The sequence below is a fragment of the Terricaulis silvestris genome, from assembly GCF_009792355.1.
Lineage (GTDB): Bacteria > Pseudomonadota > Alphaproteobacteria > Caulobacterales > Aquidulcibacteraceae > Vitreimonas > Vitreimonas silvestris.
This window is the reverse complement of the sequence record NZ_CP047045.1, coordinates 3,086,316-3,107,767: the sequence shown is the minus strand read 5'-3', so window position 1 is coordinate 3,107,767 and position 21,452 is coordinate 3,086,316. Positions and strand designations below refer to the sequence as shown.

The following is a 21,452-nucleotide window of genomic DNA, read 5'->3' as shown; positions in this document are numbered from 1 at the left end:
CATTTCGTCGTACTCAACCGATCATTCGCCGCAGTTGTGTCCTCTCGGTGACTCCGAGGTCATGACGCGGGACATGACGCATGGGAATCAATGAGTTGAGTGTGATCCCACGCGTCGAATGAGGGGAAACGGCCTCCTTATGTTGCCGCTCTGTTCGCCACACTGCGCGCACCAATTGCGGACGAAAAGTGTCCATCGTTTGACAGTGCAAAATCGGCGTGGTTAGCGTCGCCCCTAAGTTCGGAGGCGATCGCTGCCAGCAGAGGCTGTTGGCGATCTCGTCTTGGGGATTCGATGCCTCCGAGTTGTTGCGCCAGGCGAAATCGTTCGTTTGGCTAGGGTGAGCGGTCGGTCTTCGCTTCGAGCGAGGCGGGGGCGCTTTGGAGGGATTTCGCCGTGAGAAAAACAAATAGAGAGCGTCTATTTGCTTCGACGCTGCTTGCTGGCGTCGCCAGCCTGGGCGTGCCGCTCGCCGTCGGTGGCGCCGCCTTTATGGCGACCAGCACTGATGCGCTTGCGCAGGACTACACCAACGCCAACCTGACGGGCACGATCGTTGACGAAAACGGATCGCCGGTCTCGGGCGCGACGGTGAGCATCACCTCGGACGCCCAGGGCTTCACGCGGACATCGACCACGGACGCAAACGGCAACTGGCGCGTGCCGCAGATTCCGCAGGGCACGTACACGGCTGTGGTGACCGCGGACGGCTATTCGACCACGACGTCGCGCGGCATCCGGGTCCAGGTCGGTACGGCGAACGCCTACCAGATCGAGATGGCTGCGGCTGGAACGGGCGACGAGATCGTCGTCACCGCGACCCGCCAAGTCGAGTTCTCGCAAACGACCACCGGCACCTCGATCGACGTGTCCGAACTGGCCGCACGCGAGCCAATCGCTCGCAACGTGACGGGCCTGATCCTGCTCACCCCGGGTGCGGTTCCGTCTGACACGGCGTTCTCTCTGGCGAGCGGCCAAAGCTTGGCGCCGGCCTCGATCAACGGCGCGACGGGCGCGGAAAACGCGTTCTTCATCAACGGCCTGAACACGACGAACTTCATCAACGGTCTCGGCGGCGCCACGGTGCCGTTCGACTTCTATCAGACCGTTGAAGTGAAGACCGGCGGCTACCAAGCCGAATTCGGCCGCGCCATCGGCGGCGTCGTGAACGCGGTTACGAAGTCGGGATCGAACGATTTCAGCGGCGGCGTGCACGTCAACTTTGCGCCGAATGACCTGCTCGAAGATCGCCCGAACGCTGAGTTCCGTCAGTACTCGATGTATGACTCGGAGCAGACTACCGCGACGGTGGAACTCGGCGGTCCGATCCTTCGTGACCACCTGTTCTTCTATGGCCTCTATGAGCACCGCGACATCGAGCAACAGACTGCCTCGACCGGCGGCGTCGTGAATCGGACGACTCAAGACGACCCGTTCTGGGGCTATAAGATCGACGCGTTCGTCACCGACGATCACCACCTCGAGTACACGTTCTGGGATACGACCGCGACGATCAACGGACAGCAATTCGAGTTCGATCCGAACACGAACCAACTTCTGGATCCGAACCCGATCTTGCTGACGGAGACGTTCCAAGGCGGCGAAAACTGGGTTGGGCGCTACACCGGCGCGTTCACGGATTGGCTGACGGTTTCGGCTGCGTACGGCAACAGCCAAACAGACGCTGCTGCCCTCAACAACTTGCAGACCGTGCCGCAGGTGTTCAATCAAGGCGAAGTCATGGGCGAGGCGGGTTGCGACCCGAGCGCGCCGTGCTTCGTCTCTGGCGCCAATCCAGTTTCCGCGACGACATTCCCGTTCAACAGCGAGCGTACGTTCTACCGGGCTGACATCGACGTGTTCTTCAACCTGTTGGGCGAACACCATGTTCGCTTCGGGTACGACCACGAAGACACGACCATGAACCAATTGTCGGTTCGCAACGGCGGAACGGCCGGCAATGCGTTCCTCGACGGCGGCAGCGTCACGCTGCGCAACACCGCCCTCCAGGCGGCGACAGGCGTGGGCATCGCGCAGGCCAACCAAGACTACATCCGTCGCCGGATGTTCATCTCGGGTGGCGGCTTCGAGGGCATTACCGAGGCGGTTTACATCCAGGATGCGTGGGATGTTACCGATCGCTTGAACCTGTCTTTGGGCTGGCGTCGTGACCAGTATTCCGTCGACAACGGCGCTGGCGGAACCTTCATCGATTTCAATGACGAACAGGCGATCCGCGCCGGCTTCTCGTACGACGTCTTCGGCGATCGTTCGGGCAGACTGTACGGCTTCTACGGCCGCTACTACCTGCCGGTCCCGTCAAACACGGCGTTCCGTGCGGCGGCGCCCGCAATCGACATCGACGAAAACTTCTACCCGCTTGGCGGCGCGGGTACATCAATCACGCAGGCGGACGTCGACGCCATTCTCGCGGGCAATTGGGGCCTGTTCCCGCAAGCCACTGGGGGCGCCTCGCAAACGGTGTGCCCAAGCGGCGTGCTGTCGGTTTGGCTCCAGAACGGCGGCGCGGCCGGCACAGCGGCGTGCACCGTGCGCAACAACGGTCTCGCGCCGGACATCGAGTCGGTTCGTTCTCTGAACCTGGGCTCGACGTACGAAGACGAGTTCCTGATCGGGTACGAGACTAACCTCGGCTCGGACTGGACCGCCGGCGTGTCGCTGACCTACCGCGACCTCGGCCGCGTGTCGGAAGACGCGAAGATCGACCGTGGTATCCTCGCTTACTGCGCAGACCAGGGTTACAACCTTGCCACCGAATGCGGTGACGTCTCGGCCACGGCGGGTGTCCAACCCTACTCGGACGCGAGCTTCACCTACTTCATCCTCAATCCGGGTGAAGATTCGCACGTGATCCTTCCTCACGGCATTGGCCCCGGCAACGCGATCACCGACGTGACGTTGACGGCAGAACAACTCGGGTTCCCCGAAGTTCGCCGTGAGTACCTCGGCCTGGTGTTCTCACTGGAGCGGCCGTTCGATGGCACCTGGGGCATGAACGCCTCGTACACGCTGTCGAAATCCGAAGGTAACTTTGAAGGCGCGCTGCAGTCCGACGTCGGTCAGGTCGATCCGGGCATTACGGAGGACTTTGACTTCTTGGCGTTCATCCCGGGTCACTACGGCCTGCTCCCGAACCACCGGGCGCACGTGCTGAAGGTTCGTGGCAGCTACGCGATCACCGAGGACCTTCTGGTCGGCGGCAACGTGAGCGTGACCTCGCCGCGGCACTATGGCTGCATCGGCGCGGCAACTGGGTTCGCGGACGGCCTGATCGCGGACGACTCTTATGGCGCGGGCTCAGACGCACGTATCTGCAACGGCGTTGTTGTGGATCGCGGTTCGGTGTTCGAGAGCGATTGGCTCTACAACGTCGACCTGTCGTTCCGTTACGAACTGCCGGAAGCGATCAATCCGTTTGGCAACCTCTCGCTCCGTGCAGACCTCTTCAACGTGTTCAACGAGCAAGGTGTGCAGGAAGCGGACGAAGTCGGCGAGTTCGGCGTGGGCCCGACCGGTGTCAACCCCAACTACGGGTCCCCGATCGCTTACCAAACGCCGCGGTCGGTTCGCTTCGGCTTCGACTGGACGTTCTAAACAACTACTGCTCCTTGCGAGCGGAACTAGCGGCGGACCTCATGGTCCGCCGCTTTTTCTTTGCTTGCGGCGCACTGGATGACTGCGGTCACGGCGGCCCCGGGGATGCTTAGGCAGGCTGTTTTGGCTCGCTCACGGCGACTTGATTCAACCGACGGGCGATCCGCGCTACATTAGCTTTGAGGCACTTCTGGAGATGTTGTTATGCGTCTGAAGTTCTTGGTCCCATCATTGGTCTTCGCCGCGTTATTGGCGGGTGCGCCGGCGGCAGCCGGCCAGCAACGCAGCCTCAATCCCGAACTCGCCGCGGCGGTAGATGGGCAGTTTACCGTCGTGGAGGAGAACGCCCGTGTCTCGTTCCCGACGAACATCACCCGGTATGAGATCCTGGAGGACGACAGCCTCTTGGTGACGTTCGGCGCCAACCGCCGGTACCGCGTCAAACTCGGCTCCGATTGCGCGCGCGACCTTCGCAATGCGAGCGCGCTTACGTTCCTGCCGGGCGGATCGGGCCACTTCGACACCTTCAGCCACATCGTCGTGCGCGGCGTGAGCTGCCAGGTGACAGAGATTGACCGCGTTCAGCGGCGCGAGACCTAGCCGTCGGCGCAAGTCCTAAGCATGTAGCCGCCAAAGGATTGGCGGTAGGTAAGCCCGGCGTTGCAGAACGCCGGGCTTGTCTTTGTGTGCCGCGCAGCCCTTCCGTGCGCGACGCGCCATTCCAGCTCATCCTAAGGGCGCTGTCGCGGCGTTGAACGCGGTTACGTCACCGCGCCTTGTTCGGGCTCGTGCGCGCGCGGCGCCGGGGCTGACGAGCTGCCGGGCAATCACAGCGCGGTGATCGAGTGCGCGGCGTTGCGATGCGTTCTCTCATCCGCGTGAGGTCAACTGAACGTTTTGGTTTGCGCGCCGCATCAGACGCGTTCCTCACGCGCGCGTGATCTTGTACAACACGACGAACGGCATTCGTCCGCGGCGACGGTGCGTTCGTCGCATGGCGCGCTTCATCACGGGCTCTTGATTCCGCCGCAATCGGAAACGCGCGCAGCATCAGTGCATTGAGGGATTGGCGTAAGGCCGGCGCGGGGAAACGTCGAACTTGCGGAGAACGGGGGAGCCAGAGGAGGGCTCCACATGTTCTATGATGACCGCACGCGCTACGGCGCGCCAGTTTCTGCACGCCTTGCCGCTTTGGCGCTTTCAGTGAGTGCATTCGCATTCGCGCTTGCGCCGGCAGCTTACGCACAAGACGCACAACCACCACCGCCGGAAGAAGAGACGGTCGAAGAAGGCGACACCATCGTCGTCACCGGTTCGATTCTACGCGGCAACGCAAATTCCATCAATCCGATCGGCATTTTGAGCGCTGACGATATGGCGGCTCGTGGCCAAACCACGATCGCCGACGCGCTGCAGACGCTGTCGGGCAACGCCGGCGGTTCGCTGCCGAACAGCTTCACCGCAAACGGCGCGTTCGCGGGTGGCGCGTCCACGGTCTCGTTGCGCGGCTTGCTCTCAAGCAACACGCTGACGCTCGTCGACGGCATGCGGCTTTCTTACTTCCCGCTGTCCGACGACGGCACGCGGAACTTCGTGGACTTGAATACGATCCCGCAGGACGTGATTGCGCGCGTTGAAACGCTGAAGGACGGCGCGTCGTCGACCTACGGCGCCGACGCGATCGCCGGCGTCATCAACATGATCACGCGCAGAGAGTATCAGGGCGCCAGCATCGATAGCAGCATCGCCTTCCGCGGCGCTGGCGACGGGGCCGAGCAGTTCAACCTATCCGGCATTTGGGGTCATGGCGACCTCGGGACGGATGGCTATAACTTCTACATCTCCGCTGAGTATCAAAGGCAGGATATCTATTGGGCGCGGGACGCAGACTTCTTCCCGACCACTACGTCCGACCTGACGTCGATTTGCGGTCTCACCGTCAACGCGTTGGATCCGGCCGACACCGAGACCTGCATTGCAACGGGCGTCTTCTGGGGCCTTGAGCACGACGGCACCTTCACGGCGCCCGCCGCGCGTGGCTTCGGATCGGCCAACGCGATGATCCGTGCGTGGGACGGGACGCAGTACGTTGGCGACTTTTCGCTTCTGGATACGAGCTGCAACGAGCATACGACGCCCGGCGTCATCCCAGGCGGCGCCGGGGTCGGGTTCGCGGCGGACACCAATGTCTGTTCGCTCGATCCGCAGCGCGAATTCGGCGTGGTTTCGCCAGAGGATACGCGCGCATCGTTGTCGGCGCGGCTCACGTTCAACCTGGCCGGCAGTCATGAAGCCTATCTGATGGGCACCTACTATCAGAACGACGTCTTCACGCCTGGCGCGTCGCCGAACATCCGCAATCGTACGCCTCCGCCGAGCAATCCAATCTTCGGCCCACAATGGCGTACCGATAATGCTGCGACAGGAACTCGGGCCAACTTGCCGGTGTTCGTCTGCCCTCAAGGTTCGTTCAACTATGTCTGCGACGGCAGCGAAGTGGGCGCGGCTCTAAACCCGAACAACCCACTCGCGGGAGTGGGGCAAGAAGTCGGCATTTGGTACAGCTTCGGCGACATCGACGCGTCGGTCCGTCAGTTCGTGCAAACTTTCCGCGCGGCTGGCGGCTTCAACGGCGACTTCACGATGGGCGGCCATGAGTATCACTACGACATCGGCGCCACCGGCATGCAGCAAAACCTCGAGGTGACGGCGGAAGGATCGTTGTTCTTCCCGAACTTGATGGCCGCGATTCGGCAGGGCACCTACAACTTTGTCGATCCAAGCCAGAACACCGATGAGATCCGCGACTTCGTGTCGCCAACGAGCGTTCAGCGTTCGAACTCCAAGTTGGTGCAACTCCAGGCTTCTGTGTCCACGGAGCTCTTCGAGCTTCCAGGCGGCATGGCGGAAGGCGGCTTACTGGCCTCGGCACGGTATGAGTCGCTGGATAACCCGAGTGCGAACTCCGACAGAGGCGGCACGCTCAATCGTTACTTCCAGACCATCAACCCGTTCGGGGCTTCCGGCTCCCGCGACACCCAGGCAGTCGGCTTCGAACTCGATCTGCCGGTGTTCGAACAGCTGAACGTCAACGTGTCGGGGCGCTATGACACCTATTCGACCGGTGCGAGCGACTTCTCGCCTAAGATTGGCTTCCGTTTTGAGCCGTTGGAGTTCCTCGCATTCCGCGGAACGTACTCGGAAGGCTTCCGCATCCCGAGCTTCGGCGAAACGGCGGCGGATCCGACCACCGGCTTCATCGCGGCGCAGCCTGACGTCGACTGGTGCAACGCCAACCACGGTGGCGATCCGGCTTATTGCGGCATTTACGGCCTGGGTCTCTCCCAGATCGCAACGCCGGATCTGCAGCCGGAAGAGTCCGTCAACATGAACCTCGGCGTGGTTGTGCGGCCGTTCGGCAATTGGGCGTTCTCCGCTGACTACTTCAGCATAGAAAAGGAGAACGTGATCGGCGCTGTCGACGCTTCGGCGGCGATCGCGGCCTACTATGCAGGCGATCCGATTCCGCCAGGCATCACCATCATCGAAGATACGCCGAACCCGAACAATCCGGCCGGCCCGCTGCGCATCGCCTATGTGCAGACGCCGTTCGCGAACCTCGGCGAGCAACAAGTCACGGGCTGGGACTTCCAAGTGAGCGGTTCGTTCGACTTGGGCGGTGTCGAGTGGAGCACGGTTGGTGAAGCCACCTATCTCGAAAGCCTCACGCAGGCGTTCGAGGGCGTGCCGGAACAAGAATATGCCGGCACGATCGGGCCATACATCATCACGGCCGCCTCCGGTACGCCGCAGTGGCGCTTGAACTGGCAGAACACCTTCACGTTCGGGCCGGCCTCGCTCTCGCTCACCGCGTATTGGACCGAGGGCTACCTCTCAGTCGCCGAAGACATTGGCGGCGACGCCGATGACGACACTTGCGCAAGCGGCGTTGGAACCGGCGCGCCGGCGACATATCTGGACGGTGAGACCATCATCGTCTGCGAGGTGGACGACTCGTTCTACCTCGACGCCCACGGCGCGTACGATCTGAACGACACCGTTCAGATCTACCTGAACGTCCAGAACGTGCTGGGTGAGGACCCCGCATACGATCCGACGACGTACGGTGCGGTTGGCTACAACCCGTCTTGGGGCACGCCTGGCATCCTTGGGCGCTTCTTCACCATCGGCGCCCGGGCCCGGTTCTAGGCCAAGCGAGGCGGTGGGCTGCCCGGCCCGCCGCCTCGTGGAACAAGACCCTGGTTTCGGCCTTGGGGGCAGCGTCTCACCCGCGCTGCTTCCAGGGCCGGACCGGAGCGGGGCGGGGACGACCTTCGCGGTTGGACTTGCCCGGGGGCGCTCCTCTCTCATCGGGGTTCAAGCCTCTGTGGCCCCGATGAAATCGTCCGCCGGGCGGGGCTTCTGGGAGACCTCCAACTTCCAGAGGCCCGTCTTGGCGGTAGAGGTGCGCTAACGACCGAGAGGGGCGGAACGGCGACGTTCCGCCCCTTGACGTTCGGGGGGGCGGCCCGTATTTGTCCCGCCTCATTCGGAACGGTTGCCGCTCGCTCTCACTTGGCGCGGCCCCGCCGATTGGCACTGAATTCGGCGCGCTTCCAAGCGGACCCCGACAGGGACGCGAGGCGCGCTAATTGATTTTGGACTGTACGGACAAGAAACGAGCGAAATGCCGACGATCAACCAACTGATCCGCAAGCCGCGTCACCCGAAGCCGGTGCGCAACAAATCGCCGGCGCTCAAGTCGAGCCCGCAACGTCGCGGCGTTTGCACCCGCGTTTATACGACGACTCCGAAGAAGCCGAACTCGGCGCTTCGTAAAGTCGCGAAAGTTCGTCTCACCACCGGTATCGAAGCCGTGTGCTACATCCCAGGCGAAGGCCACAATCTGCAGGAGCACAGCGTTGTGCTTATCCGTGGCGGCCGCGTGAAGGATTTGCCGGGCGTTCGCTATCACATCCTGCGCGGCGTGCTCGACACGCAAGGCGTGAAGGACCGCAGAAAGCGCCGCTCGCTCTATGGCGCCAAACGACCGAAATAAGGAAAGCACAGTATGTCTCGCCGTCACCGCGCCGAGCCGCGCCAAGTTCTGCCCGATCCCGTTTATGGCGATCTCGTCCTGACGAAGTTCATGAACTACGTCATGTACGAAGGTAAGAAGTCCGCTGCCGAACAGATCGTTTACGGCGCGCTCGAGACCGTCGAAACAAAGATGAAGCGCCCGTCGATCGAAGCGTTTCACGACGCGCTGTCGAACGTCGCGCCGTCGATCGAAGTGCGTTCACGCCGCGTCGGCGGCGCCACCTATCAGGTTCCGGTCGAAGTTCGCCCTGAGCGCCGCCAAGCGTTGGCGATCCGCTGGCTGGTGGGCGCAGCGCGCGCCCGCAACGAAAACACGATGGAAGAGCGTCTCGCCGGCGAGCTCATCGATGCATCGAACAACCGCGGCAACGCGGTGAAGAAGCGGGAAGACACGCACCGGATGGCCGAAGCCAACCGCGCATTCTCACACTACCGCTGGTAATCCAAACGGATCGCCGGCGCTTTAGACGCCGGACATAAACCCGGCCTCGAAAGACGCCGGGCGATCGAACATACGGACAGAATTGTCATGCCTCGTCAGTACAAAATCGAAGACTACCGAAACTTCGGCATCATGGCTCACATCGATGCCGGCAAGACGACGACGACTGAGCGGATTCTGTTTTACAGCGGCAAGTCGCACAAGATCGGCGAAGTCCACGATGGCGCGGCCACCATGGACTGGATGGAGCAAGAGCAAGAGCGCGGCATCACCATTACGTCGGCTGCGACGACGACGTTCTGGAACGGCAAGCGCTTGAACATCATCGACACCCCCGGCCACGTCGACTTCACCATCGAAGTCGAGCGCTCGTTGCGCGTGCTCGATGGCGCCGTCGTCGTGCTCGACGGCAACCAGGGCGTTGAGCCGCAGACCGAAACCGTTTGGCGCCAAGGCGACAAGTACAAGGTTCCGCGCATCATCTTCGCCAACAAGATGGATAAGACCGGCGCCGACTTTTACATGTGCGTCGAAGACATCAAGAAGCGCCTGGGCGCGCGCCCGGTGCCGCTGCAGCTGCCGATCGGCATCGAGTCTGGCTTCAGAGGCTTGGTCGATCTGGTCGAGATGAACGCGGTCATCTGGAAAGATGAAGCGCTCGGCGCGAAGTTCGACATCGTCGAGATTCCGGACGACCTGAAAGAGAAGGCGATCGAGTATCGCGCCGCTTTGGTGGAAGCCGCCGTCGAAATGGACGACGACGTCATGGCCGCGTACCTGGACGGCAACGAGCCGGACATCGCGACGCTGAAGCGTCTGATCCGTCTCGCGGTGCTGAAGGCCGCTTGGTATCCGATGCTGCTGGGCTCGGCATTCAAGAACAAGGGCGTGCAGCCGCTGCTCGACGCTGTCGTCGACTATCTGCCGAACCCTCTCGATCGCCCGGCGATCAAGGGCGTCGACATGGACGATCCGGAAAAAGAGCTGACGCGTCCGTCGAGCGATACGGAGCCGATGGCTCTGCTCGCGTTCAAGATCATGGACGATCCCTTTGTTGGCACGATCACGTTCTGCCGCATCTATTCAGGCATCCTGAATGCCGGCGATGCGCTGCTGAACTCGACGCGCGACAAGAAAGAGCGCGCTGGCCGCATGCTGCTGATGCACGCGAACAACCGGGAAGACATCAAGGAAGCATTCGCCGGCGATATCGTGGCGCTCGCTGGCTTGAAGGAAGTGCGCACCGGCGACACGCTCTGCGATCCGCAGAAGCCGGTGATCCTCGAGCGCATGATCTTCCCGGAGCCGGTGATCGAAGTCGCGGTTGAGCCGAAGTCGAAGGCGGACCAGGAAAAGCTGGGCGTAGCACTTGCGAAGCTCGCCAACGAAGATCCGTCCTTCCGCGTATCGACCGATCAAGAGTCTGGTCAGACCATCCTGAAGGGGATGGGCGAACTGCACTTGGACATCAAAATCGATATCCTGCGCCGCACCTACAAGGTCGACGCGAGCGTCGGGGCGCCGCAAGTCGCGTATCGCGAAAAGCTCGGCCGCGCGACAACGATCACCTACACGCACAAGAAGCAGACCGGCGGATCAGGCCAGTTCGCGGAAGTAAAGATCGAATTCTCGCCGGGCGAACCAGGCTCGGGCTTCAAATTCGAGAACAAGATTATCGGCGGAAACGTGCCGAAGGAATACATTCCCGGCGTCGAGAAGGGCCTGAACATGGCCAAGGAAAACGGCCTGCTGGCCGGCTTCCCGGTGATCGACGTGACGGCGCGGTTGATCGACGGCAAATACCACGACGTCGACTCAAACGTGCTGACGTTCCAGATCGCGGCGCAGGCTGCGTTCCGTGAACTGAAGGAGAAGGGCGATCCGCGCCTGCTCGAGCCGATCATGAAGGTCGAAGTCACGAGCCCGGAAGAATATGTCGGCTCGGTGATCGGCGATCTGAACTCGCGCCGCGGCATGATCCAAGGCCAAGACATGCGCGGGAACGCGACCATCATCAACGCGATGGTCCCGCTGGCGAACATGTTCGGCTACGTCAACACGCTGCGCTCGTTCTCACAGGGCCGCGCGAGCTATGTGATGGAGTTCGATCACTACGAAGAAGTCCCCAAGGCGGTGAGCGCCGAAGTGCTGGCGAAGCTCCGCGCCTAAGATTGGCGCACGGAGCGGTGCTCGCCGAGCTGACCGACGCGGACAAACGAAACAGCTAACGCTTGAAGGGCCGCTCGAAAGAGCGGCCCTTTTTGTTGCCTCCTGCCGAAACGCAGATAGCATGTGTCGGCGATGCGAGTTTTGCGAAAGTCTTTCGAAGAAATCGCCAACGATCTCGTGGCCAGTGTCCCCCGAGGCGATGAATTGGATTTTTCTGAAGCGAGTCTCTCACTCGTCGAGGAAATGTTGGAGTGGGCGGCGGCGAACCGCGGTGAGATGTCGGCAGACGATCAGCGCCGTGTCATTGAAGGCTTTGGCTGTTACATTCTCGAGGTGGCGCGCCGGACTTTTGGCGGCCGTTATGCTTGGCACGATCAAACAGAGCAGCCTGTCCTAGTTGTCGGGGAGCCCGATAAAAGCGTTGCCCTTATGGCTTGGACAAAGGTCGAAGGGCGCCTGTTGGGTGACGACGCCGACAACATTGTGTTTCACTTTGAGGGTTTCGCGGAACGCGTGCGGAAGGATGTCGCTGGAGACAGCGTTATTTACATCTAGCGAAGGGAATGCACGCGGTGGCTGATGACTGACCTCTCCGATTTCCCGATCACCACGCGTTGGCCGCCGAAGCATCCGGATCGGATTCAGCTTTATTCGCTGACGTCGCCGAACGGCGTGAAGGCGTCGATTGCGTTGGAGGAATTGGAGCTGCCGTACGAAGCGCACTACGTCGATTTCGGGAAGAAGGATCAGAAGTCGCCGGAGTATCTCGCGCTCAATCCGTACGGCAAAATTCCGGCGATCATCGATCCGAATGGGCCGGGTGGACGGCCGTTGGCGCTGTTCGAGTCTGGCGCGATCCTTTTGTACTTGGCGGAGAAAGCGGGGCGCTTGCTGCCGGATGATCCGGCGCTGCGCTACGAGGCGATCCAGTGGCTCTTCTTTCAGATGGCCGGCGTGGGGCCGCTGTTTGGGCAGGTTGGCTACTTCCTAAAATTCGAAGGCCGCGAGATCGAGGATAAGCGGCCGCTGCAGCGTTACGTTTCGGAGTCGCGGAAGCTTCTCGATGTGATGGATGCGCGGCTTGAGGGGCGCGACTGGATCATGGGCGATGAGTACGGGATCGTCGACATCGCGATGATCGGGCCGGTGCGGAATTTGATCACGTATTATGGCGCGCGCGATTTGGTTGAGTTCGACACGCTGAAAAACGTGCCGGCCTGGCTTGAGCGCGCGCTGTCTCGGCCTGCGGTTCAGCGTGGTTTGAAGAGTCCCGCGCGGCCGAAGTAGCAGGCGCGCAGCCCGACACGAGGCCGGGCTGCGCGCGCAAGGCGGTTAAGCTGCCTTGCTGACGATTTGAACGTCGTGCGGGAATGGCGAGCCTGCGCCTTCTTCTAGCAACGCCTTCAGGCTGATCAGGAAGACCGCCCATTTGGTGCTGCAGTGATGCATGAAGTCTGTCGGGCTGTTCCAGCCTTCGTGCTTGAACATGACCAGCGTGATCGCGCCGTCTTGCTTCAGATCGAAGCGGACCCGAGTGCCGATCCAATCGGCGTGCGCGTCGAGGATCTCCCAGAGCACGAGTTCGCCACGCTTGAGCTCGAGTACTTTGGCATCGACGCGCGCTTTTTCGCCGAAACGAAATTGAATCGTGCCGCCGGCGCTGGCGTCGCCGCGCGTGTCGGATGTCCACCAGCCGGATAGGCCTTTGAGTGTGGTGAGGGTGTCGAAGACGGCGTTCGGTGCGGCCTTGATTCCGACGGCGTGAAGAATGTCTGGCATGTGAGTCTCCGTTCGGCGCGGCTCAGTGCGAGCGGCCGGTCTGTGTGGTTGGTTCGAAACCTGCTCGCCCTTGATGGGCGAGCTGTCAGCACGCGAAGCGTGATGACTGAGTGGGTGACAGCGCCAGGGCGGTTGAGCCGCCACCCACTCCGTCCGCGAACTGGCGTTCGCGGCCACCTCGCCCATCAAGGGCGAGGAGTATTCACGCCGCTTGTTTGAAGTCGCCCATTTGTGCGTTGTAGGCGCGCTTGAAGGCGGGCCGTGACGTGCAGCGTTCGACGTAGGCGGCGAGGCGCGGGTCGGTGATGATCGGCGGCAGGATGCGCAGCACAGTCGCCATCATGAGATCGCCAGCGGTGAAGCGGTCGCCATCGAGATATGGCTTGTCGCCCAGTTTATCGGCGAGCTGCGTCAAACGGAGTTGCGCAAACTCAAGCGCGCCGGGGCGGCGGAGCTTGGCCCAGTCCTCGTCTTTGTAGAAATAGTCGATCGACGCGACTTGTTGGATCCAGGGCTCGATCGAGTTCAGCGCGGCGAACAGCCATTGTGTGGCGCGTGCGCGTGCGGCGGGGTCCTTCGGCAACAGCGCTTCGCTGCGTTCGCTGATGTGCAACACGATCGCGCCGCTTTCGAACAGCGCAAAACCGTCTTCTTCAAAGTAAGGCACTTGGCCGAACGGTTGCAGCGCGCGATAGGCCGCGCTGCTTTGCTCCGCGCCGAGGCTGACGAGTCGCGTGTGGTAGGGAATGCCGGCCTCTTCCAGCGCCCAGCGCACGCGGAGATCGCGCACTTGACCCTGCGCGAAATCGGGCACCCATTCGAAGGCTGAAATCGTGATCATTGGTTCTGCTCCGTCACATCGGGATTTCGTTGCACGGCATGATTTCCACGGCGTTGCCGGGAAGGATCGTGAAGTGCGGGTGGTTTTCGAACAGTCGCGCGGCGGCGTCGTGCGTTTCGGCTTGGACGATGACGTAACCACCGATGGGGTTGGTCATGTCGCTGACCCCGTTGGCGTCGGTGCGCTTAGTCTTGCCGAGCGGGCCGCCAGCATCGACGATGATCGACGCATGCTGCTCGTGCCATGCGTGCCAGGCCTGCATCCCTTTGGCTTCGCGGTCCTTGCGAACCGTGTCCTCCAGCGCGTTCCACTTTTCGAACGAGCCGGGCGCGGCGACGAAGAGCGCCATGTACCGTTTCATTGTGTTGTCTCCCTTGCGAGTTTTTCTACGTATTCCCCGAACTTGGTGAAGGCGGAATTCCAACCGCCGATGTGGCTGTCGCGGCGCTCGACGTTCATGAATGGCGTTTGATGGAAGGTCATGGTGGTGCGGCCGTCGCGCTCTTCGCGGAAGGTGATCGTAACCAGCGTTTCGAGTTCGCCGCTGGGGCCGCTATCCCATTTGAAGGTGAAGACGAGGCGCGTGTTGGGTTCGATCTCGCGATACACGCCGCCGAACCAGCCTTCGCCGGTGTCATCGGCGTAGATCATGCCGCGATAGGCGCCGCCGACGCGGAGATCCATCTCGGCGTGACGGCATTCGTACTTGCCCGGACCCATCCAGTTCTTGAAGTGCACTGGATCGGTCCAGAGTTCGAACATCAGCGACGCAGGCGCATCGAAGGTGCGCGAGATGAGCAGTTCGTCGTCGGCTAGCTTAGCGCTCATCGCGCTTCTCCTTCTTCTTTTTCAATTCGGCGATGTAGGCGTCCATCTTGTCGAAGCTGCCGGTCCAGAAGCGGCGATAGTGTTCGAGCCATTCGTCGACGCTCTTGAGCGTTTGCGGTTCGAGCTGGCACGGGCGCCATTGCGCTTCGCGGCCGCGTGAGATGAGGCCGGCGGTCTCCAGCACTTTGAGGTGCCGCGAGATGGCGGGGAGGCTGATGTCGAACGGCTCGGCGATCTCGTTCACCGTGGCCGCGCCCTCGGCCAGCCGCTGCAGGATGGCGCGGCGGGTGGGGTCGGCGAGCGCGCTGAGCGTCGCGGAGAGGGGATCGGTGATCTGCATCTGTATTTAACGTAGTCGTTAAATACGATCGCCGGTCGCATTCGTCAAGCTCGAAAGCATCCAAGGCCGGGAAGGGGCGCATCCTCGAAGGCGGAACCCATTTCCCAGGGAGGATGACGTGCGCGTTTTGCTGACTTCGACGGCCTTGCTCGGACTTATGGCTGCGCCGGCCGCGGCCCAGACCTTCACCAACCAATCGATCGAGATTCGCAACGCGGCGGCAGTGCTGACCGTGACGCCGGAAGATCGCGCCGACATCGCCGTCACATCGACCGCGTCGGCGCGGCTCGAGGCGCCGGTGGCGCGGGTTGAAGGCGGGCGCATTGTGATTGACGGCGGGCTGCGCAACCGCATCCATCAATGCTCGGATGATCGCGTTGGCGTACGCGGCGTCGGCACGCTGCGGCACAACGAATTGCCACGCATCACAATCCGCACGCCGCGCACGCTTGATCTTGGCGTGGGTGGCGCGGTGTTCGCAAACATTGGCGCGTCCGCCGGCGGCGACGTGGCGCTGAACGGCTGCGGCCGCGTCACCATGGCTGACACGAGCGGTGATCTTGAACTCGCGCTAAATGGTTCGGGCGACATCAACGCCGCGCGTATCGGCGGCGACCTGGAAGCCTCGCTCAACGGCTCGGGCTCTTTGACGACGCGTGATGTGACGGGCGGCGCGGAGGCTTCGCTCAACGGATCTGGCGATCTGACGATTGGTAATGTCGGCGGGCCCCTGGAAGCGGCGCTGCATGGATCGGGTTCGCTGCGCGCCGGCAACACCGGCGGCGCGACGGAATTGTCGTTGCTGGGTTCGGGTGATTTCGAGGCAGGCGCAGTGCGCGGCTCGCTGGAAGCGTCGTTGCGCGGTTCGGGGTCGATGGAGGTAGCTTCGGTCGAAGGGCAAAGCGCTGAGCTGCAGCTTTCGTCGTCGGGCGACATCAATGTGCGCGGCGGACGCGTGAGCCAGTTGCAGGTGCAGAATTCGAGCTCCGGCAATGTGCGCTTCAACGGCGCGGCAGCGCATACATCGGTGCAGTTGAGCGGCTCGGGCGACATTGCGATCGCGAACGCTGGGCAGGTCGATCGGCTGATCGACAATGGCTCTGGCGACGTTTCACTCGGGCGCTGAGCCGAGAGACGTGGGCAACAAAAAAAGCCCCGGCTATTAGGCCGGGGCTTTTCCGTTTGGTTTCGCGCCGCCTTACGGAGTCGGGAGCAGCGAGAGATAGTCGTGCAGGTTCGCAGCGCCGTTGAAGCTCGGGCCGTCGGTGGCGCGCTCATGCAGCGAACCAGTGCCGAAGTCGAAGTTCAGACCGAGCGTCCAGGTCGTCGCGTCGTCGTCGAAGATGTCCGTTTGGCGGACGCCGAGTTCGAAGCTGAGAGGCGAGCTGGCGAGACGATATTCGCCGCTGATGCCGTAGGTCGTGGTGTCGTCGCCGTAGATTTCGTCGTCCGCAACGCTGACCAGGCCGGTCAGGCCCAGGTTCGGCGAGAAGAAGTAGGTGGCGTCGACAGCGGCCATTGTGGTGTCGACATCGAGATCGCCGAAATCGGCGTGGGCGATCGACCCGTTGAGGACGATGTTGTTCAGATAGAGCTGACCTTCGACGCCCAGGCCGAGGCCGGAGTAAATGAACAGCTCGTCAAAGCTGGCGAAGCCGCCGATGGCGTAATTGTCATTGCGAATGCCATAGTGGGCAGCGCCATAGCTGCTGGAATAGCAGCAACCGCCGACGTCGACACGATCGCTTGCGCCGTCAAACTGGAACACCGTGCCGTTGCTGAAATCGTGGCTGAACGCGCCTTCGATGCCGTAGGCATCCAGATCGAAGCTGTCGACGTCGGTGTTGGAATAGTTCAGACCGACGACGGCGTTAGTGTCGGCTTGAGCGACAGCCGGCATGAGCAGGGCGGCGGTCGCGACCGCGCCGACGAGAAACTTCTTCATGTAATGAAATCCCCTTTGAGGTTCGCCGTTCAACGGCTGCTCGCAAATTAGGGGAGCGGGGATTGCAGCTCTAGTGAACAAGCGCCGGCTCTGTGACGACGGTGTTAGCCTGTGGCCCGGGAACCACAAAAAGTAAACGAAATCATAATGATAACGGCGGGAACAAGGCCAATCGGGGCGATTATCCGGCGAATGGGTTAACGTCCGTTAAAGGTGTGACGGCACAAAGAAAAACGCCCCGACCGAAGCCGGGGCGCTGAAGTTGATACTGAGAAGTGTTGGTTAGAGAGCAGCGCCGAGGCCGCTCACAACGTTGGCTTGGCTGGCGCCGTTGCGATCGCGATCGCGCAGGGTTTGGCCGCCGAAGTTGTAGCGAACGCCGATCGTCCACACGTCCACGTCGCCGCCGTCAAAGTCGGCGGTGTTGTAGTTCGCGGTAAAGCTGACCGGGTAGCTGGCGAGCTGGTATTCGCCGCCAACGCCGTAGATCGTGACGTCTTCATCGTCAGCGCCGGTATCGATCGACGCGAGGCCGATGTTTCCGTTCAGACGGAAGTTGTCGTTGATGAACACGCGGGCTTCGACGTTGGCGCCGTAGCCATCGGTGTCGGCGTCGTCGTTGTTGCCGTAGGCAACCGCGCCGGCGAGCGTCCAGTTCGTGAAGTACTTGGCGGCTTCGAGACCGGCGGTCCAAGTGTCGCTGTCGTCGCTGCCGGCGATGCCGACGAAACCACCGAAGAGGTGGCTGTCGTTGCGGCTGTAGACGTGGCCAACGACGCCGTAGCCGGTGTCGCTGTCGTCAGAGTCGGAGATCGAGGCATCGACTTCGAACACGATCGAGCCCGAGCCAGCGAACGCCACGGCGCCTTCGACGCCGTAGAAGTCTTCATCGACAGCGCCGTTGTCGGCGTTGCCATAAACCGCGCCCACGTAGCCCGTTTGGGCTGCGGCGACGCTCGGCACGGCAACGGCCAGAATGGCCGCCGCGCCGATGATCCAATTACGCATAAGGTCTAACCCCTGTAGTGATCACCCGTTCTGGGGAGGCCACACATGAGCGCGGGCGCTGTAGCGGGCAATTCAACACCGCCCCGTTATTAACGATTAACAACGAGCGATGCCCGAAAGTCACAGCCTAGAGTGCGAATTTCATTGGGGTTTTCTCCTGTTTGGAGAATCCAGAAACGGTGCATCCAAGCGCTCGCTTTGGCGCATCTTGATGAGTGTGGGACAAGGCCCGAGGAGGGCCCGACGAGATGCGTCTGATCGCCATTTTGAGCTGTGCATTGCTGGCGGCGCCCCTGGCCGCGGCGCAGACCCCGCCCACGCCTCCGGTTGCGCCCGCGGCGCCCACCTTTGTTCTGACCGCGCCAAGCTATGCCCGTTACGCGCGGGCGTCCGAAGTTCAACTTCGGGATGTGGTGGCCTATGTGCGGGTGCGGCCGGAGAACAGGTCCGACGTCTCCGTTGCGATTATCAACAATGGCCCACTGCCTGCGCCACGTCTGCGGCTGTCAGGCCGGCGGCTTATCGTGGACGGTGGGATGCGCCGACAAATCCGCAATTGTGAGGTCGAAGGCGGCGCCGGATTTGAGGTGCGCACCGGGCGGTTTGGGACGGTCGAAGGCTCACAGATCCCGACAATCGAGCTTCGCGTACCTCAGGCGGCGGTGGTGGCGGTGAATGGCGCGGTACGTTTGCGCATGGCGCCGGCGCAATCGGCTGTGCTTCGGCTCGATGGCTGCGGCGACGGCGACGTGGAGCGCGTGGCGGAAGGCGCGGAGATTTCAGTGTCGGGCTCATCCGAGCTGCGCGTGTTCGACGTCGGCGCGCTGGAGGCTGCGGTGGCGGGTTCAAGCAATCTGCGGATCGGCGTTGTGCGTGACGGCCTTACGGTATCGTTAGCCGGTAGCGGTGGAGTCGCCGCCGCGCGCGCGGACGGGGAAACCAGCATCGCCCTTCAGGGTTCGGGCGACGTGCTGGTCCGTGACGGCCGTGCGACGACGTTGAGCGTAGCCATCGCGGGTTCCGGCAACGTTATTCACAACGGCACGGCGCAAAGCCTGGACGCGGCCATTTTCGGCAGCGGCGATGTACATGTGCGCCAGGTTAGCGGCGAGATCAGCCGCAGCACCATTGGTAGCGGAGATGTCATCATCGGGCGCTGAAACGAGCCTTTGCGGGCCTGGCAGAATCCCTCCAAATCTGCCCGTTCAGTGGGACGCATAAAGCGTCGATGGAGGTTCCTATGCCCGCAGCGATTTCATGCGTGACGTTTCCGGTGGACGACCTGCGGAAGTCGATTGCGTTCTACCGCGACGGCTTGGGCCTCACGGTTGAAGAGCAGGACGAAGAACACGCGGCGTTCGACGTCGATGGCGTCTATCTCGTGCTGCTCGATCGCAGCGAGTTCGGCACGTACGTGGAGAAGGTTGGCTTCCGTCCAGCGGGCAAGGGCTCGTCGGAGACCATCATCAGCTATTTCGCCGAGAGCCGCGGCGACGTCGATGCGATCATGAACAAGGCCAAGGGCGCGGGCGCGACCATCTCCGCAGCGTCGGACGATGACGGCGTCTACTCCGGCTACTTCACCGATCCGGACGGTCATACCTGGGAAGTTTTGTTCGACGCAGAATGAGTTTGACGGACACGAAGAAGGGCCCGGCGGCGACGCCGGGCTTCTTTGCGCTTGTGGTTATCCCTCGTGTTCCTGCCGCCCGCCGCTGAAATACCGGTGGGCGCCCATTGCGCTGCGGCAATGCTCAGCATAAAAGTCCGCCTTCCCTAAAATCGGATTGTCGAGCGGGCCTTCCCGCAACGCGGACCGGTACCTGGGAAACAGGGCTTCCGCCTTCGCCTTTCGGCTACGGCGGACATGTAGGAGTTTAGCTCAGCTGGTAGAGCATCGGTCTCCAAAACCGAGGGTCGTGGGTTCGAGTCCCTCAACTCCTGCCATCCCCGCTTGGCGATAGAGCAGGGCCAGCCCATCTGAAGTGCGCGTGACAGGAATAGAAGAACGAATGTCGATGGATCAGACCGAGCCGGAAGTTGAACCGCGGCGCCGTGGCGGGCCGTTCCGCTTTTTCGGCGAAGTGCGCGCCGAGGCGCGCAAGGTCACGTGGGCGACGCGTCAGGAAGTGACGGTCTCGACCATCATGGTGGTGATCTTTGGCGTCGTCGCGGGGCTTTTCTTCTTCACCGTGGACACGCTGCTGCGCTGGGTCATGGGTTTCATTCTGAATTTGACTCTAGGTAACTGACGACAATGGTCGAAGCGCAAGAACCGCAAACTGAACAACCGAAGCCGCGCTATTCAGGCAAAGCGCGCTGGTACATTGTTCACGCTTATTCGAACTTTGAAGCGAAGGTCGCTGAAGCGATCCGCGACCAGGCCGGCCGACAGGGTCTCGAAGAGCAATTCGAAGACATTCAGGTGCCGACCGAGGAAGTCACCGAGATCGTCCGCGGCTCGAAGAAAGTGCGCCAGCACCGCCACTTCCCGGGTTACGTCCTGGTGAAGATGGAAATGACGGACGAGGCTTATCACCTCGTCAAGAACACGCCGAAGGTGACGGGCTTCCTCGGCACGCAGAACAAGCCGCAGGCGGTGAGCGACAAGGAAGTCGAGCGCATCCTGGGCCGCGTCGCCGAAGTGGGCGCGCAAAAGCCGCGCAATCTGATCCACTACGAAGTGGGCGAGCGCGTGAAGGTGTCGGACGGCCCGTTCCAGAGCTTCGAAGGCACGGTGTCGGAAGTGGACGAAGACGGCGGCCGCCTGAAGGTGGCCGTGATGATCTTCGGCCGCGAGACGCCGGTCGATCTCGAATACGCGCAGGTCGAAAAGCTGCGTTAGAGCTTGCCGAGTAGCGCGTCAGCGAGTTCGCCGCGCACATCGGTTTGATCGTCCGTGACGATGATCGCTTGGCCCATCAGCGTGGCGTAGAACAGGAACGCGCGCTTGCGCGACTCTTCGGGCGAGAAGCCGAGCTCGTCATAGAGCTTGGCGTAATAGTGCAGGCGCACGTGGTCGATGTGCTTCACCGCTTGCGCCGCTTCCTCGTCGCGCAAAGACCAAAGCCGAATCGCAAACTCGATCGCCGCGGCGCGTCGCGCACGCGGGCCGGATTTCGGCAGCGCCAGGTTTTGCCTGAGCCGCTCGTCGGGCGCGGACACTCTATTCTCGATCCGCGAGCCGATCTGGTAGCTCGCGCGCTTGCGCCAGTCCTTCAGCATCGCGGCGTGTAGCGCCGCGCGATCCTTGAAGTGCCAGTAGAAGCTGCCGCGGGTGACGCCGAGGCTCTTGGCCAACGGGTCAACGCGAACAGCCTCGATGCCGCCCAGGGCGAGGGCGTCGAACGCCGCCTCCACCCACGCCTGGACATCCAATGCCTCC

At 62.1% G+C, this 21,452-nt stretch carries 21 protein-coding genes and 1 tRNA gene; 14 read left to right on the top strand and 8 right to left on the bottom strand.

The window, feature by feature from the left end:
* The first annotated feature begins 396 nt into the window (after positions 1-396).
* From DSM104635_RS15860 to DSM104635_RS15825, 8 genes are all read left to right on the top strand, one after another.
* Positions 397-3,615, top strand: a complete 3,219-nt coding sequence (locus DSM104635_RS15860; protein WP_228445723.1) for a TonB-dependent receptor — start codon at positions 397-399, stop codon at positions 3,613-3,615.
* Positions 3,616-3,819: 204 nt separating this feature from the next.
* Entirely contained in the window at positions 3,820-4,215 is a 396-nt protein-coding gene (locus DSM104635_RS15855; protein ID WP_158767145.1) for a DUF6491 family protein, read from the top strand.
* 534 nt (positions 4,216-4,749) lie between these two features.
* Positions 4,750-7,824: a TonB-dependent receptor domain-containing protein gene (locus DSM104635_RS15850; RefSeq protein ID WP_158767144.1), complete on the top strand. Its 3,075-nt coding sequence runs from the start codon at positions 4,750-4,752 to the stop codon at positions 7,822-7,824.
* Positions 7,825-8,302: 478 nt separating this feature from the next.
* A complete protein-coding gene (gene rpsL / locus DSM104635_RS15845) occupies positions 8,303-8,674 on the top strand; it encodes a 30S ribosomal protein S12 (RefSeq protein WP_158767143.1) in 372 nt (123 codons plus the stop codon).
* A gap of 12 nt (positions 8,675-8,686) precedes the next feature.
* The gene (rpsG, locus tag DSM104635_RS15840; protein WP_158767142.1) at positions 8,687-9,157 is read left to right on the top strand and encodes a 30S ribosomal protein S7; all 471 of its coding nucleotides are present in this window, start codon (positions 8,687-8,689) and stop codon (positions 9,155-9,157) included.
* An 87-nt stretch (positions 9,158-9,244) separates the two neighbouring features.
* The gene (gene fusA, locus DSM104635_RS15835) at positions 9,245-11,326 is read left to right on the top strand and encodes an elongation factor G (RefSeq protein WP_158767141.1); all 2,082 of its coding nucleotides are present in this window, start codon (positions 9,245-9,247) and stop codon (positions 11,324-11,326) included.
* 141 nt (positions 11,327-11,467) lie between these two features.
* A complete protein-coding gene (locus DSM104635_RS15830) occupies positions 11,468-11,881 on the top strand; it encodes a hypothetical protein (protein WP_228445722.1) in 414 nt (137 codons plus the stop codon).
* Between the two features lie 24 nt (positions 11,882-11,905).
* Complete coding sequence (locus DSM104635_RS15825) at positions 11,906-12,613, top strand: glutathione S-transferase family protein (RefSeq protein ID WP_158767139.1); 708 nt, start codon at positions 11,906-11,908, stop codon at positions 12,611-12,613.
* A gap of 45 nt (positions 12,614-12,658) precedes the next feature.
* Here the strand turns inward: DSM104635_RS15825 and DSM104635_RS15820 are convergent, their stop codons facing one another.
* From DSM104635_RS15820 to DSM104635_RS15800, 5 genes are all read right to left on the bottom strand, one after another.
* Positions 12,659-13,105, bottom strand: a complete 447-nt coding sequence (locus DSM104635_RS15820) for an SRPBCC family protein (RefSeq protein WP_158767138.1) — start codon at positions 13,103-13,105, stop codon at positions 12,659-12,661.
* A gap of 202 nt (positions 13,106-13,307) precedes the next feature.
* Positions 13,308-13,946, bottom strand: a complete 639-nt coding sequence (locus tag DSM104635_RS15815) for a glutathione S-transferase family protein (protein WP_158767137.1) — start codon at positions 13,944-13,946, stop codon at positions 13,308-13,310.
* Positions 13,947-13,959: 13 nt separating this feature from the next.
* Complete coding sequence (locus tag DSM104635_RS15810) at positions 13,960-14,307, bottom strand: YciI family protein (RefSeq protein ID WP_158767136.1); 348 nt, start codon at positions 14,305-14,307, stop codon at positions 13,960-13,962.
* Entirely contained in the window at positions 14,304-14,774 is a 471-nt protein-coding gene (locus DSM104635_RS15805) for an SRPBCC domain-containing protein (protein ID WP_158767135.1), read from the bottom strand. Before DSM104635_RS15805 ends, DSM104635_RS15810 begins: the two co-directional genes overlap by 4 nt.
* A complete protein-coding gene (locus tag DSM104635_RS15800) occupies positions 14,764-15,114 on the bottom strand; it encodes an ArsR/SmtB family transcription factor (RefSeq protein ID WP_158767134.1) in 351 nt (116 codons plus the stop codon). Before DSM104635_RS15800 ends, DSM104635_RS15805 begins: the two co-directional genes overlap by 11 nt.
* Positions 15,115-15,232: 118 nt before the next feature.
* Here DSM104635_RS15800 and DSM104635_RS15795 point away from each other — a divergent pair, with 118 nt between their 5' ends.
* Positions 15,233-16,240 carry a GIN domain-containing protein gene (locus DSM104635_RS15795; protein WP_158767133.1) on the top strand — a complete coding sequence of 336 codons (1,008 nt, stop codon included), beginning with the start codon at positions 15,233-15,235 and terminating at the stop codon, positions 16,238-16,240.
* Positions 16,241-16,312: 72 nt separating this feature from the next.
* On the opposite strand, the gene DSM104635_RS15790 is transcribed toward DSM104635_RS15795, so the two are convergent.
* Together DSM104635_RS15790 and DSM104635_RS15785 are read right to left on the bottom strand one after the other, a co-directional pair.
* The gene (locus tag DSM104635_RS15790) at positions 16,313-17,059 is read right to left on the bottom strand and encodes a hypothetical protein (RefSeq protein WP_158767132.1); all 747 of its coding nucleotides are present in this window, start codon (positions 17,057-17,059) and stop codon (positions 16,313-16,315) included.
* Between the two features lie 282 nt (positions 17,060-17,341).
* Positions 17,342-18,067, bottom strand: coding sequence for a porin (locus DSM104635_RS15785; protein ID WP_158767131.1), 726 nt, complete (start codon positions 18,065-18,067; stop codon positions 17,342-17,344).
* 248 nt (positions 18,068-18,315) lie between these two features.
* On the opposite strand from DSM104635_RS15785, the gene DSM104635_RS15780 reads away from it, so the two are divergent.
* The 5 genes from DSM104635_RS15780 (at position 18,316) to nusG (ending at position 20,912) form a co-directional block, all read left to right on the top strand.
* The gene (locus tag DSM104635_RS15780) at positions 18,316-19,227 is read left to right on the top strand and encodes a GIN domain-containing protein (RefSeq protein ID WP_158767130.1); all 912 of its coding nucleotides are present in this window, start codon (positions 18,316-18,318) and stop codon (positions 19,225-19,227) included.
* 80 nt (positions 19,228-19,307) lie between these two features.
* Positions 19,308-19,697 carry a VOC family protein gene (locus DSM104635_RS15775; RefSeq protein WP_158767129.1) on the top strand — a complete coding sequence of 130 codons (390 nt, stop codon included), beginning with the start codon at positions 19,308-19,310 and terminating at the stop codon, positions 19,695-19,697.
* A 241-nt stretch (positions 19,698-19,938) separates the two neighbouring features.
* A tRNA-Trp gene (locus DSM104635_RS15770) sits at positions 19,939-20,014 on the top strand.
* 65 nt (positions 20,015-20,079) lie between these two features.
* The gene (gene secE / locus DSM104635_RS15765) at positions 20,080-20,319 is read left to right on the top strand and encodes a preprotein translocase subunit SecE (RefSeq protein WP_158767128.1); all 240 of its coding nucleotides are present in this window, start codon (positions 20,080-20,082) and stop codon (positions 20,317-20,319) included.
* Between the two features lie 5 nt (positions 20,320-20,324).
* Positions 20,325-20,912, top strand: coding sequence for a transcription termination/antitermination protein NusG (gene nusG, locus DSM104635_RS15760; protein ID WP_158767127.1), 588 nt, complete (start codon positions 20,325-20,327; stop codon positions 20,910-20,912).
* Here nusG and DSM104635_RS15755 read toward each other — a convergent pair.
* Positions 20,909-21,445: a TetR/AcrR family transcriptional regulator gene (locus DSM104635_RS15755; RefSeq protein WP_158767126.1), complete on the bottom strand. Its 537-nt coding sequence runs from the start codon at positions 21,443-21,445 to the stop codon at positions 20,909-20,911. The two genes, nusG and DSM104635_RS15755, sit on opposite strands and share 4 nt — an antisense overlap.
* Between the last annotated feature and the right edge of the window lie 7 nt (positions 21,446-21,452).

Bases quoted from the DNA above. Each gene is read 5' to 3' on its own strand.
- DSM104635_RS15855 (WP_158767145.1), top strand. From the start codon at position 3,820: ATGCGTCTGAAGTTCTTGGTCCCATCATTGGTCTTCGCCGCGTTATTG.
- DSM104635_RS15850 (WP_158767144.1), top strand. From the start codon at position 4,750: ATGTTCTATGATGACCGCACGCGCTACGGCGCGCCAGTTTCTGCACGC.
- rpsL (WP_158767143.1), top strand. From the start codon at position 8,303: ATGCCGACGATCAACCAACTGATCCGCAAGCCGCGTCACCCGAAGCCG.
- rpsG (WP_158767142.1), top strand. From the start codon at position 8,687: ATGTCTCGCCGTCACCGCGCCGAGCCGCGCCAAGTTCTGCCCGATCCC.
- fusA (WP_158767141.1), top strand. From the start codon at position 9,245: ATGCCTCGTCAGTACAAAATCGAAGACTACCGAAACTTCGGCATCATG.
- DSM104635_RS15825 (WP_158767139.1), top strand. From the start codon at position 11,906: ATGACTGACCTCTCCGATTTCCCGATCACCACGCGTTGGCCGCCGAAG.
- DSM104635_RS15820 (WP_158767138.1), bottom strand. From the start codon at position 13,105: ATGCCAGACATTCTTCACGCCGTCGGAATCAAGGCCGCACCGAACGCC.
- DSM104635_RS15815 (WP_158767137.1), bottom strand. From the start codon at position 13,946: ATGATCACGATTTCAGCCTTCGAATGGGTGCCCGATTTCGCGCAGGGT.
- DSM104635_RS15810 (WP_158767136.1), bottom strand. From the start codon at position 14,307: ATGAAACGGTACATGGCGCTCTTCGTCGCCGCGCCCGGCTCGTTCGAA.
- DSM104635_RS15805 (WP_158767135.1), bottom strand. From the start codon at position 14,774: ATGAGCGCTAAGCTAGCCGACGACGAACTGCTCATCTCGCGCACCTTC.
- DSM104635_RS15800 (WP_158767134.1), bottom strand. From the start codon at position 15,114: ATGCAGATCACCGATCCCCTCTCCGCGACGCTCAGCGCGCTCGCCGAC.
- DSM104635_RS15790 (WP_158767132.1), bottom strand. From the start codon at position 17,059: ATGAAGAAGTTTCTCGTCGGCGCGGTCGCGACCGCCGCCCTGCTCATG.
- DSM104635_RS15785 (WP_158767131.1), bottom strand. From the start codon at position 18,067: ATGCGTAATTGGATCATCGGCGCGGCGGCCATTCTGGCCGTTGCCGTG.
- DSM104635_RS15780 (WP_158767130.1), top strand. From the start codon at position 18,316: ATGCGTCTGATCGCCATTTTGAGCTGTGCATTGCTGGCGGCGCCCCTG.
- DSM104635_RS15775 (WP_158767129.1), top strand. From the start codon at position 19,308: ATGCCCGCAGCGATTTCATGCGTGACGTTTCCGGTGGACGACCTGCGG.
- secE (WP_158767128.1), top strand. From the start codon at position 20,080: ATGTCGATGGATCAGACCGAGCCGGAAGTTGAACCGCGGCGCCGTGGC.
- nusG (WP_158767127.1), top strand. From the start codon at position 20,325: ATGGTCGAAGCGCAAGAACCGCAAACTGAACAACCGAAGCCGCGCTAT.